General features: G+C 41.8%; 11 protein-coding genes. 3 read left to right on the plus strand and 8 right to left on the minus strand.

Going from position 1 to position 11,916, the window contains the following annotated elements; genetic code table 11:
• Positions 1 to 56: 56 nt before the first annotated feature.
• Positions 57 to 371, plus strand: coding sequence for a YbaB/EbfC family nucleoid-associated protein (locus tag ACOOFG_RS09305; protein ID WP_420421196.1), 315 nt, complete (start codon positions 57 to 59; stop codon positions 369 to 371).
• A gap of 44 nt (positions 372 to 415) precedes the next feature.
• On the opposite strand, the gene ACOOFG_RS09310 is transcribed toward ACOOFG_RS09305, so the two are convergent.
• The 7 genes from ACOOFG_RS09310 to ACOOFG_RS09340 form a co-directional block, all read right to left on the minus strand.
• The gene (locus tag ACOOFG_RS09310) at positions 416 to 775 is read right to left on the minus strand and encodes a hypothetical protein (RefSeq protein WP_420421197.1); all 360 of its coding nucleotides are present in this window, start codon (positions 773 to 775) and stop codon (positions 416 to 418) included.
• A 76-nt stretch (positions 776 to 851) separates the two neighbouring features.
• Positions 852 to 4,265 carry a peptide ABC transporter substrate-binding protein gene (locus ACOOFG_RS09315; RefSeq protein ID WP_420421198.1) on the minus strand — a complete coding sequence of 1,138 codons (3,414 nt, stop codon included), beginning with the start codon at positions 4,263 to 4,265 and terminating at the stop codon, positions 852 to 854.
• On the minus strand, positions 4,262 to 6,025 hold the full coding sequence (ptsP, locus tag ACOOFG_RS09320) for a phosphoenolpyruvate--protein phosphotransferase (RefSeq protein ID WP_420421199.1): 1,764 nt from the start codon (positions 6,023 to 6,025) through the stop codon (positions 4,262 to 4,264). The genes ACOOFG_RS09315 and ptsP overlap by 4 nt, the downstream gene beginning before the upstream one ends.
• Positions 6,022 to 6,312: an HPr family phosphocarrier protein gene (locus tag ACOOFG_RS09325; protein WP_420421200.1), complete on the minus strand. Its 291-nt coding sequence runs from the start codon at positions 6,310 to 6,312 to the stop codon at positions 6,022 to 6,024. The genes ptsP and ACOOFG_RS09325 overlap by 4 nt, the downstream gene beginning before the upstream one ends.
• Positions 6,305 to 7,270 carry an HPr(Ser) kinase/phosphatase gene (hprK, locus tag ACOOFG_RS09330; RefSeq protein WP_420421201.1) on the minus strand — a complete coding sequence of 322 codons (966 nt, stop codon included), beginning with the start codon at positions 7,268 to 7,270 and terminating at the stop codon, positions 6,305 to 6,307. Before hprK ends, ACOOFG_RS09325 begins: the two co-directional genes overlap by 8 nt.
• A 3-nt stretch (positions 7,271 to 7,273) precedes the next feature.
• Entirely contained in the window at positions 7,274 to 8,023 is a 750-nt protein-coding gene (locus ACOOFG_RS09335; RefSeq protein ID WP_420421202.1) for an SMI1/KNR4 family protein, read from the minus strand.
• A gap of 103 nt (positions 8,024 to 8,126) precedes the next feature.
• The gene (locus ACOOFG_RS09340) at positions 8,127 to 8,843 is read right to left on the minus strand and encodes a pirin family protein (protein WP_420421203.1); all 717 of its coding nucleotides are present in this window, start codon (positions 8,841 to 8,843) and stop codon (positions 8,127 to 8,129) included.
• A gap of 154 nt (positions 8,844 to 8,997) precedes the next feature.
• Between ACOOFG_RS09340 and ACOOFG_RS09345 the strand changes: the two genes are divergently transcribed.
• Together ACOOFG_RS09345 and ACOOFG_RS09350 are read left to right on the plus strand one after the other, a co-directional pair.
• Positions 8,998 to 10,275, plus strand: coding sequence for an NAD(P)/FAD-dependent oxidoreductase (locus ACOOFG_RS09345; protein WP_420421204.1), 1,278 nt, complete (start codon positions 8,998 to 9,000; stop codon positions 10,273 to 10,275).
• 88 nt (positions 10,276 to 10,363) lie between these two features.
• Positions 10,364 to 11,122 carry a hypothetical protein gene (locus tag ACOOFG_RS09350; RefSeq protein WP_420421205.1) on the plus strand — a complete coding sequence of 253 codons (759 nt, stop codon included), beginning with the start codon at positions 10,364 to 10,366 and terminating at the stop codon, positions 11,120 to 11,122.
• 180 nt (positions 11,123 to 11,302) lie between these two features.
• Here ACOOFG_RS09350 and ACOOFG_RS09355 read toward each other — a convergent pair whose 3' ends face one another.
• Positions 11,303 to 11,683 carry a hypothetical protein gene (locus ACOOFG_RS09355; RefSeq protein WP_420421206.1) on the minus strand — a complete coding sequence of 127 codons (381 nt, stop codon included), beginning with the start codon at positions 11,681 to 11,683 and terminating at the stop codon, positions 11,303 to 11,305.
• Positions 11,684 to 11,916: the final 233 nt, after the last annotated feature.

The raw sequence follows: 11,916 nt of genomic DNA on the forward strand, positions 1-11,916 counted from the left end.
TAAATCCAGAGCTCAGGTTGAAAGTGTAACGAAAAAATTTTATTGAGGTATCTCACATGGGTAGCGGTTACTCCAAAATGAAAAAGCAGGCACGACAATTTCAAGAGCAAATGTCGAAAATGCAAGAAGAAATGGAAAAAATGGAAGTGACAGGATCAGCTGGAAATGGGCTGGTTGAAGTGACCCTAACTGGTGATAACAAACTCAAAAAGCTCAAAATCAAACCCGAATGCGTCGATCCTGAAGACATTGAAGGGCTCGAAGACCTCATCACTGCGGCGTTTAACGAAGCAAGTGGCAAGTTGCAAGAGGATAGCCCTGGCTCTTCACTTCTTGATAGTTTACCTTTGGGCAACCTTCCGTTTGGTTAAAAACCCAAAGTAAAAACAAGCTGTCCCCCTATCTTTTTTCGTGTTTACTCACACGGTTGGCATGCGCCAGGAGCACAGCCAATAGATGTCACAACAAGATCATTTAGATCTTGATAGACTGTAACAGCACCGTTCATAAACCCATAAAATCCTCGCTTATCGGTAACAATCCGGAAAATATGGCGATGAACAGTCTCGTCTTTATCTAGAAATGCAATGTAAAATAGACCTTCTTGCTCAGCAGGGGTGAAAAAGAAAGCATAGGTAGAAGCTTGAAGAAGCTTGGCATCGATTTCTTCACTTGAAAGAGAGTCTCTCCAAGCTTGGTGTTGATGCAGTTGTTTCATCAAGGCTGAAACTTCTGGATGCTCAACCAATCTTGATTGTAAAATTATGCAACCCATTGTCTATTCCTCATGTTCAATGATTAAACGACAATGAGCTTAAAAAAATTTTAAAATAAACACCAGCTTTTTAAAGCTATTTAAAATAGCTATAAGCGTAATTAACGAGACCTAAGTCATTTACAACAGGAACATGAAGGTTTTCACTCTTTAAATACCGTTCATATTCATAATAGATTGGCAAAATGAGATGTTGATTTGAGAAAATCTTAGCCGCTTCATGAAGATATTCAAGCCGTTTGGCAGGTTCTAATTCATGGTCTGCAAGGTCTAAGAGCCGCTGATACTCTTGATCTTCCCAAAAGAAGACATTGAGTTTCTCATCTTGATTACGATAGATATTGAGAGTATAGATTGGATCATTGATCCATGAAATCCAGCAAAAACAGCTGATAAGAAATTCCCCTTTCCCGAGTCGTTCAAAGAGATCTGAAAACTCGTAAGGTTCAATGCGACACCGGATTCCTAAAGTCTCTTCCCACTGCTTTTTTAATAGAAACGAAGAACGACTTGAAGCTTCACTATTGTAGTGGATAATTGTGACTTGAGGAAATTCCTTTTCAGAAATCCCCAGTTCCTCCAGTCCTTCTTGAAATAGCTCTTTTGCTTTCAATTGACATTCTTTCATCCCCTCATGCCCTCGGAACAGTTCTGTGTGATTGAGGGGAAGATGGGAGTAAGCAGGAAGCATGTAATCCTGATTATCGCCGATGATTTTACTACGGTTGACTGCAAGGCAAAAGGCCTGACGAATCTTATGATTTGTAAAGGGGAATACCTGATTGTTAAAGAGGTACCAAAGGGACTTTGTTGTGGGCAAGTAGTGAACTTTTTCACCAAGCTTTGAAAAACTACTTTTGCCATAGCTTAAAGGAGGCCCTAACCAGTCGAGCTTCTTGGTACAAAAGAGTTCGACTGCTTTCCGACTGTTGACCCGCGACAGTAAAATGTGATCGAGCTTAATGGCATCGCGATTCCAAAAATAGGGGTTTTTCGCCAGTTCAAACGCATAAAACGAGCGGTTTTCTCGTAAACGAAATGGACCGTTACAAATGAAACGATCGCCTCTTTCTTGAGCCCAGTTGGGATGGATACGATCAATATAGGAATTCACAGGTGAATAAAGAGCGAGCGTCGTTGACTCCAAAAAGTAGGGGGTGGGCGTTTCAAGATGAATTTCTAAATGGGTATCGTCAAGAGCTTTGACTTTGACTTCATCAACACTACATTGTCCTTCTTTGGCTAAACGGGCATTTTTTATGGGGTAGAAAAGGTACGCAAAGCGAGTATTGAACCCCGGAGATAAAACTTTCTTCCAAGCGTATTCAAAGTCTTCTGCAAGCACTCTCATCCCATTTGACCAGTAGGATTCTCTCAATGTAAAGATATAGCGGGTTTGATCGTCAGAAACATCAACTTTCTCTGCGGCGGCAAGTTGGGGTGTCCCCTCTTCATCTAAGCGCATGAGTCCTTCAAAGAGCATTTTATTGACCACACTTGATTGATGGTCTCCTCCAACTCTTGGGTCTAAAAAGACTTTCATTTCCAAGTTGAGATTCAAAACCTTAGGTTTGACTTGGTGTTTCAAGTAGGTTTTTAAAATTCCCTCCAACTGGGGCTTAATCTCTTCATGGTTATCAAAGATTACCCCTTCATAACGGAACCCATGATGCAAGAGTGAAGATGAAATCATCAGCTTATGCTTCAAGTCTTGCTTTTCCAATTCTTCTTCAAATGCCGTGCGAAAATGATAGTCGTTGCATCTTGTAAAGAGAAACAATTGACTTCCCTTTCGATAAAAACGATAGGAGAAAAACCCTTCTTCTTCAGCATCAAGCAAGGAAGAAAACGTTTCGAAAAAGAGTTTGAGCGATTCCGTTTCGATAGTTGCTTGAATTTCAATCGGGTTAAGTGAATAGAAAAACTTTTCGAGAAACTCGGGATTTTCTGAATCAACTTCTGAAAAGGCCTGTTTAAACCGGACGAGGTTTTCACTCTGTTTGAGAATCATCCCTCCATTATAATCTCGAATCTCGCCAAGAGCTGCTTCAATCACTTCAATCACATGATGGCGTGCTTCAAAAAAGTTGAAGGAAAAGTTCCGTCTCGTAAAGGGATTGACATCGGAAAGTTGCACGCGAAATACATTAGCTTCAACAGGATCTTTCCCTCCAAGATAGCTGACAATTTGTGTGCGTTCGGGGATGAGCGCCAGGGAGTGATTCACTTTCGAAAATGCCTCTGTCACCGAACTTTGACCTTCTTTTAAAATGCGCACGAGAATGACGCAAAAAACCAATGTTTCTTCATCGTGTTGTTCATAACGCACCATGACCTGAGGAAAGTCTTCTGCACTTCGAATTTCTTTCGTCAGAGTTAAAATGTTTTTCATGATCTCTTCTTCATTGCGGACCATGAAAAGTTCAGGAACAAAACGTTGAACGCGCGCCTCAATTTCTATGGGCAGTTGGAAATTAAGTTTTTCGATTTCCTCATCAGAAAAACGCATGCCATCTTCTTTTTCGAATTCGACATACATCATTTGAATATTCGATTTTTCTAAATACACTTCAGGAGAAATTGACAAGTTCGCTGAAGGGATAACAGCTTTTAAGGCCGAACTTAAGTGTTTTTCAACAAACCTCTCACAGGACGGGTTGAGTCCCACTCCAATGGTGCAACCTAACACGGGTTTTGTTCCAAACGTAAAACTTAAGCTCGAAGGAAAGAAAGAGAGTTGGATGTGTCTTTTACTTGAATCAATTGTCTCTTTCCACTCCAATTCACGTCTAATTGAAATGAGGTTAAAGAGAGCTTTCGCAAGAAGAAGGGGTGAACGTTTCTCTAAAAAATCTTGGCTAAAAGCCATGAGCCATCTGTCGACACCAAGCAAAAATTGCGTGTCTATTTCTTCTCCTTTTTCTTCGATGTAGCGAAGAACTTGTGAATGAATGGCAGTGATTTTCCGATCGAGGCGTACTTGGTGAGAAAGTGCTAAACGGAAAGAGAAGTTCTTGTTTAAGAGCGCCAGTCGAAGCTGCTCTTTCAATGCCATGACTTTTTCTTTGAACCGTTCATACGATTGCGTTTCACTCAATTGAATCAAATAGTCCGCAACATAGAGTCGAGGAAGATCTTTTGCTTTCAGCTCAAACGTAAAGGACTTTGACTCTAACTCAAAGCATTGACTTTTCGAGAGGACAAATCGATCAAACAGTTCGTGAACAAAGCGATCGGTATCGAGCGAAGGATACTCCAATGCGAGAAATGTCACTTTGACAATGCCTGCATCTTCACTTGTATAAGTACAGGATACTTGAGGGAGTTTGGATACGATTTCTCGAAGAGTTTTTTCAGTTTCAATGTCTTCCAATCGCAGATGAGTGTTCAGAGCTGCAAGCAAACTTTCCAGAACTTGCCTTAGCTCACGTGACAAAATGGGATGAGGAACCTCAAGCCACTTTGAAGAAGTTTTAAAAACTGATGTCATAAAGAAATCTCAGAAATGAGTTTTTCGTATCTCTCTTGTAGATACTGCTCCACTTGTTGGCAAGTCTCAAGTTTCATGATGTCCTCTATTTGATCTTGACACTCTGCAAGTGTTAGACGTTTCGCCATGTTCCGAATTGCGGGAATATAGCGGGGGGCACATGAAAAACTTCTCACGCCTAAGCCCAGAAGTAGAGGGAGCATTAACGGGTCAGCAGCCATCTCCCCGCATAAACTCACAGGTGTCTCTGATTGTACGCCTTCTTTAACAACCTGGCGAACCATTCGAATGATACTAGGATGACTGGACTTACAAAAAGAGTGCAAATCTTGATGGGTTCGGTCTGTCGCTAAGGTGTATTGAAGGAGGTCATTTGTTCCAATCGATAAGAAATCGCATTCTTTGGCAATTAAATCACAAATGATCACAGCAGAAGGGACTTCGATCATTGAACCAACAGGGATTTCATCGGCAATTTGATACCCTTCTTTTCGGAGATCAATTGCCACCTCTTGAATCAGCTCTTTGGCTTCGATGAGTTCTGTCACATCAGAAATTAAGGGAAGGAGAATGCGCAAATCTCCTTCTAAACTGACACGCATGAGTGCACGTAATTGCATGATAAAAATGTCACGATTTCTCAAAAGAAAGCGAATCGCACGGCAGCCTAGTGCGGGGTTGGGTTCGGGCTCATAGCGACTAATACTTCCCTTGTCTCCTCCTACATCAAACGTACGAAAAGTGAGTGGTCTGCCTTTTGCATTTTCCATGACCCTTAGGTAAAGATCGTACTGTTCTTCTTCTGAAAAAGAGTGAAGTTCTTTCCCAAAAAAGAGAAATTCAGAGCGGAAAAGTCCAACACCATTAGCTCCATACAATTCGATAAGATCAAGGTCGGCAATGCTTTCAATATTGGCAAGTAAAGTGATTGCACAGCCATCAAGAGTTTCAACCTTCGAGTCGTCTTTTTTTTCTTTTTGGAAAGCCGGCTTCTTGCGTTCTTTTTTTCCTTTGTAGTGGTCAATTGTTTCCAGACTCGGATTGAGAATCACCATTCCCTGATCGGCATCAATAATGACATCACACTCTTCGAACTGACGCAGGGTTTCTACATCAATGTTTGAAATGTAAGGGATCCCTTTCGAGCGAGCAATGAGAGCTGCATGAGATGTCGCACCACCCATTTCAGTAATAAATCCAAAAACTTGAGATGCAGAGGACTCCGCTGTTAAAGAAGGAACAAGTTCTTTCGTAAAAATAACAACTCCCTCTTCAGGAAGGTCGCTGAGTGTCACCTGTTCACGTGGGTAAAGGTGTCGCAGAATCCGGTTGGAAAGATCTTTCACATCAAGCAGACGTTGCTTGAAAAAACTATCTTTGATCTTGGAAAATTCTTTTTCGTAATCGGACATGACTGTGCGGAAAACAGACTCTGTATTCTTCATCATTTGTCGAATCTTTTTCTCGACAAAGGTCGTCATAAACGGATCTTCAAGCATCTGTATGTGGGTATCAATAATCGACGCAGCTTCGCTAGATCCTTCCTTTGCTAAAAAACGTTGGAGTGTATGAAGATCTTCGCGGCTTGACAGAACTGCCTTGCGGTAACGGGCAATTTCATTTTCAACATCAGACGATTGAATAGGAAATTCAGGAATGATGTCGTCGGGAAAGTCCTCCATAAAATAGAGCTTTCCAATCGACACTCCCTCACTTATCGGAGCACCTTTTAAGATAATTTCTTCGAGTGCCTCAGTCATGTTACGCCTAACCCTTGTTCCCCAAATTGATTTTCAAATGCTCCCACAAGACGTTTCATTGTCTCGCCAGCATCACTTCCTTCTACGGAAATGAGCACTTGGGCATTTTTAGGAGCGGCTAAAATCATAATGCTCATGATACTCCGAGCATTGACCGACTCCCCTTTATAAGTCAACGTTACTTTTGATTGGCTATTTTGCAGTAACTTGGCAATAAATGATGCAGGCCTGACATGCAGTCCCATCTTATTTTTCACTTTGACAACTTTTTCAAATTTTTCAACCAATGTTAACCCGCCCCTTTCGCTGCCTTTTAGCTATTGTTTCCAGCAGCTTAATATTAAATTCTTTTGCAGAATGGTATCCCATTTCCTTCAATCTGTGATTGAGCACCGTTGTCTCAATCAAAAGTGCCACCTCTCGTCCAGGTTTGACTGGCAAAACATATGATGGAATATGGAGATTTAAAATTTCCTTAAACTTTTCCTCAAGTCCCACCCGGTCATAGTAATGATTATCGTTCCATTCTTCCAATTCCATGATCATTTCAACACGGACGCTTTGCCTGATAGAAACCGCACCATAAAGGTGAGCGATATTAATAATTCCAATCCCCCGAATCTCTAGCAAGTGGCGTGTTAGCTCTGGTCCGGAGCCTTCCAAGTACCGATTATCTTTCTTCCGCAAGTGGACCACATCATCCGAGACTAACCGATGGCCTCTTTCAATTAATCCCAATGCTGCTTCACTTTTTCCTACAGACGAATCGCCTTGAATGAGAACTCCAATTCCAAAGACCTCGACAAGGGTGCCATGAACACTTTCAACAGGAGAAAAAAACTCAGACAAAATCAACGTCAGCTGAGACATCAGTGCCATCGTCTTCTCCTTACTACGCAGAAGAGGGATTTTGAGCTGTTGGCAAATGTCTTTTAATTCTTTCGGTGGCCTTTGACCTCGCGCAACAATCACTGCAGGATTGTCTGTTGTCACAACATCTTCAAGTCGCTCTTTACGCTTGCCAGAAGAAAGGTCGCGCAAATATTCGAGTTCAATGCGACCAAAAAGCAGAATCCGTTTATTGAACTTCCGCTTCACATATCCTGTCAGAGAAAGTCCAGGTCGTTGAATTTCTGGTCCACTAATCTTCTTATTCATCCCCTCTTGAGGACGATCGACAAAAAGACCTAAAGTCTTTCCATGATCCCCCATCAAATCTTGAATCCGAAGCGGTTTTCTTCTCATCCTTTACTCTAAGTAAAAAACCAACCAATCCAAAAAAGTTGGAAAAGCCAGCGTCTCATCCTCTTTCCAGCTCGAGATGGTTCGATCTGATAAAGAACAGAGGACATTTCCTACTTCCCCGTCTGGATACCAATCCTTATAAAAACACTGATAAATATCCAGCCCAAATGACCTATAGAAAGGAAGCAACAGCTGAGGGTCAACACTTTTCTCACCAAGGGAAAACCCTTCTTGAGCTTGCATAAACCATTTGCGCTCTTCTTCTAAAGCCCCAGAGGAGAAAACTCCACTATCCCCTCCTTTAGCAAATCCATTATGGATTCGAAAAAAGTTCAAGTAGTCATCTGGAAGAGGATAGTCGATTGACCGCTTAAACCGCTGTATTTCCTTTTCTAGCAGCGGCGGTCGTCCTAAATACAACCGGTCTTTTAAACGATAAGTAAAAAACACTTCATAAGGACTTTTTTCTCTCTTTTGAGCGAGATAAACCCCAACCTCTTGTACTCCTGCAAAAAACGTATCTAAAAAATGATACACATGTGGCAGATAAGGAAGCGCATTGAACCAATAATCACGAATGAATTCGAGCTTCACTCCCGGATCCAGCCTTGAAAGTTCCCACCAACCCTTAGGAAGATTGGGAGCCATTTCTTTTGCCTTTTCCCATGAGAGCCCTGGCTCGTCCTGAAGAGAAATTGCGGCATGATACCCCCCATCCCCTGTGAAGTAGTCGATCACACTCAATCCTTTCAAAAGACTATTCTTTTACCACCAATACTCAGCTTTTTCAAGTTCGCACTCAGAGGCTTAACGGTAAATGATATACGATAATTAGACTTTTCTTAAAGAAAAAAAACTAACTGTTTGGCAGTGGTTTCATGTCAAAAATCAGAATTTGAGCCTCATTACCATGACTAAACTCTAATGATCCAGGCTCTGAAATCCCAACACCATCTCCTTCACTTAGCAAATGCTCGTTCATGAGTACCTGGCCCCGTGCGACTTGAACCCAGATACGGCGCTCTTTTGAAGGTCGGTAAGTTGCCTTATCCCCCTCGTCTAAAAAGGCATCATAAATCAACACATCCTGATGAATGGTGACAGATCCTTCTCGACCATCCTTCGAAGCCAAGAGACAAAATTGACCCTCTTTTCTTTCCGTTGGGAAAGCCTTTTGCTCATATCTTGGCTCGAGATCCGTTTGATCTGGCAGAAACCAGATCTGAAGAAATTTGACTGGAGCTTCATTTGAGTGATTGTATTCGCTATGGGTAACCCCTGTTCCGGCACTCATGAGCTGAATTTCTCCTGGATAAATGATCGAGCCATTTCCCATTGAATCCTCATGCTCTAAGGCCCCTTCTAAAACATATGAAACGATTTCCATATTTTTATGGGGATGCTTGGGGAAACCACCTCTTGGAGCAACGCTATCTTCATTGATCACACGAAGAGATTCAAACCCCATATAATTTGGATCTTGATAGTTACCAAATGAAAAGGTGTGCTGGCTTATGAGCCAATCTATCTCGGTTACCCCGCGGCTTTGGGCTTTTCGTATCTCTAACTTCATCGGACAACTCCTTTTACGTTGGATTACCGATGATAGCAGAAACTGGTATCTTTACCAAATCGAGCAATTGTATTATAAATTGAAATTAGGAATGGGGAAGGCTACAGAATTCCGAAGCTGATCCCCTAATATATTTACTTTAAGGTGCTTACTCATGATTTTCACGAAAGTGGTTGTCATTGGGGGGGGCTTTGCCGGATTGAATGTCATTCAACCGCTTCGAAAAGCCAACCTCGACATCATGTTGATCGATAAAAAAAACCATCATCTCTTCCAACCTCTTTTGTACCAAGTGGCTAGCGCAGCCCTTTCTCCCGCGGATATTGCGACTCCTCTGCGTGAGATCTTCAGCCTGCAAAAAAATACTTCGGTCATCATGGGAACCGTCGAAAAAATCGAAAAAGAGAAAAAGCAAATCGTCTTAGCGAATGGGGATATCGTTTCGTATGACTATCTTGTGTTAGCTCCCGGTGCCCGCCACTCCTATTTTGGCAACGACCAGTGGGAACCTCTCGCTCCGGGACTCAAAACCATCACCGATGCCCTGCAAATCCGTGAAAAAATCCTTGTTTCTTTCGAAAAAGCTGAAAGGACAGACAGCATTTCTGAAGCGGAAAAATTTCTGAACTTTGTGATCATTGGTGCTGGACCTACAGGCGTTGAAATGGCAGGAGCCATCGCTGAAATCGCCCATAAAACACTGTTTAAAAACTTCCGACGGATTAATCCTGAGAAATCTAAGATTTATCTTGTCGAAGCCGCTCCAAGGGTTCTTCCTCCTTTTCCTGAAAAACTCTCTGTCAAAGCACGCAAAAACTTGGAAGACATGGGAGTTCGAGTGGTCACAGGAGAGCTTGTCACAGATGTGACTAAAGAGGGAGTCCAAGTTGGGGACGATTTCATTCCTGCTCGGAATATCATCTGGGCAGCTGGTAACCAAGCAGCTCCCTTTTTAAAAACATTAGATGTCCCTATTGATCGGCAAGGACGCGTGATCGTCGAGCCTGATCTCACTGTGCCCGACTACCCTGAAATTTTTGTGATTGGTGATGCCGCTTGCGCAATGGGAAAAGACAAAAAACCTCTTCCTGCGATTGCACCAACTGCGATCCAACAAGGGCGCTACGTTTCCAAAATCATCAAAAAACAAATTCCCCAAAAAAAACGACGTCCGTTTCGCTACTTTGATAAAGGAAGTATCGCAACGATTGGAACCAACAAAGCTGTCGGCTATGTGGGAAAAATATTGATGTCTGGATTTTTAGCCTGGCTTACTTGGGGATTCATTCACGTTTTTTACCTCGTTAGCTACCGTAGCCGTTTCACAGTGATGCTCAACTGGGTCTTTCACTATATGACTGGTTTACGAGGAGCTCGTCTCATCCATAAGGGACTGGATGAAGATCTTAAGAAAAAGTCTGAAAAAAAATAGACACTCTATTCTTGCTTCAAATTCTGGCTGTGTTTAATTTTCTCTTTAGATCATGTCATCACGATACATTCTATATAGAGAGAGTTTCATGCACTTATTCTTTGTTTGCATTTTTTTCCCCTTATCCCTGCTTGCAACGCTTCATTTTGATTCGAGTGAGTTCTTTCAAGAAGGCAATTACGCATCTCTTTATGAATATGCCTGCTCATCCCTCGAGACAGAAGAGGTTCCTGAGCATCAAATCGAAGCTCTTTTCAATCGAGCACTCAGCCAGTTATTTTTAGATGATTTTGATGGAGCCCTACAAGACCTTGCTGAGATCGAAGAGATCGCCTCCCAAGTTCCGGTTTCAACATTTACATCAAACAGTTTTCGTGGAGTGTTTACAGAGTATGCATGGTTTCGTTTGGGAATGGCTGCCGCTCAAAAAAACAAACAAGACATGTTCCGCTGTTTAGAAGTGCTAAAGATCCTTGATGATTCTTTTCCAACAATTGCGATGGAAGATCACACCATTCAAATCACCCCAAAGTGTCAACTTCAAAAGATCTCTTCTTTTGTCGATATGCTTCTTGGACTGAATGCGATTTCCCATCGAGATCAAATCACCTGTGAAAATCAGACGATTCGGATCTCTTATCCCGATTCATTTTTTGCTTTAAAGCCTTCGCACTATCTCAATAAAATCGAAATAGCTGCAGCAAGAAGTTTTTGTCTTTCCCATTGGGCTGATGTCTCTTGGGAGTTTATTGGAAAGTGCCTGAACTCCTCATGCATCTGGACCTACTTCAGCTTTGGAGATTGGCATTATGAACTGCTTAAAAAGATTGAAAAAAGTAGTCACTAACTTTCTGAGAAAATCAAAATCTAAGAATTTTAACTTCCCTCTGTGATCTCCGTGGTGAAAAAAGAAGCAAAGCGATCCATAAGAAACGGTTGAAAATGAGTTTTTACCACAGAAAATACAGAGATCACAGAGAAAATTTATCCTCCGAGACCTCTCTGTTAAAAGCTCATGAGCTTAGCTCTATCTGCTGCGCTGGAACTCATTCGTTGGATTTAAGATATACCAAAATGCAACAGCACCTGCAGATTGTCTTGCAAGTTGTTGCCATGTGACATTGCGTCCCACAATCATGAAGATTGGAGTGATCGATGCACATGTTGCAAAAAAGGCAGCAGCGTAAATTAAAGCGCGTTGCGTCTCAGGCTTGAGTTCCTTAAGAGTTTCAACTTGTGTAAAGAGATACCTTGTTGCCCCTAATACTGTGTAAAAAACACCTTGCTGAGCAACTAACGATGGAAAGTTAAAATCTTTATGTCCCGCATAAAAAAGCGTTTGAAAAGATGTCCATGCAAATCCTCTTCGAAAGGTATCTTCTAAAATGTATTTCCCAGAAACTGTCATATTTTTTCTCCACTCAACGTTAAAATCGCATAAAGAATACACGAATCATTCGTTGAATTCAAACAAAGAGTGAAATAAAATTTCGGCTCAATGGGATTAAAAATTTTAACTAACCTCTGTGTTGCAACACGCTCTTTTTTAAGTCAGTATCCCGCCCTTAAGCTTGCACTTCTTTTTTTAATCGGGATTGGTGCCGTTTTTCATCTTAGTCTCCTAATTTTGGGAGCATTCTT

This window comes from Simkania sp., from assembly GCF_965215465.1.
GTDB lineage: Bacteria > Chlamydiota > Chlamydiia > Chlamydiales > Simkaniaceae > Simkania.

Excerpts from the sequence above, each read along its gene's own strand:
- ACOOFG_RS09310 (WP_420421197.1), bottom strand. The coding sequence starts at position 775 with ATGGGTTGCATAATTTTACAATCAAGATTGGTTGAGCATCCAGAAGTT.
- ACOOFG_RS09355 (WP_420421206.1), bottom strand. The coding sequence starts at position 11,683 with ATGACAGTTTCTGGGAAATACATTTTAGAAGATACCTTTCGAAGAGGA.
- hprK (WP_420421201.1), bottom strand. The coding sequence starts at position 7,270 with ATGAGAAGAAAACCGCTTCGGATTCAAGATTTGATGGGGGATCATGGA.
- ACOOFG_RS09340 (WP_420421203.1), bottom strand. The coding sequence starts at position 8,843 with ATGAAGTTAGAGATACGAAAAGCCCAAAGCCGCGGGGTAACCGAGATA.
- ptsP (WP_420421199.1), bottom strand. The coding sequence starts at position 6,025 with ATGACTGAGGCACTCGAAGAAATTATCTTAAAAGGTGCTCCGATAAGT.
- ACOOFG_RS09345 (WP_420421204.1), top strand. The coding sequence starts at position 8,998 with ATGATTTTCACGAAAGTGGTTGTCATTGGGGGGGGCTTTGCCGGATTG.
- ACOOFG_RS09305 (WP_420421196.1), top strand. The coding sequence starts at position 57 with ATGGGTAGCGGTTACTCCAAAATGAAAAAGCAGGCACGACAATTTCAA.
- ACOOFG_RS09315 (WP_420421198.1), bottom strand. The coding sequence starts at position 4,265 with ATGACATCAGTTTTTAAAACTTCTTCAAAGTGGCTTGAGGTTCCTCAT.
- ACOOFG_RS09350 (WP_420421205.1), top strand. The coding sequence starts at position 10,364 with ATGCACTTATTCTTTGTTTGCATTTTTTTCCCCTTATCCCTGCTTGCA.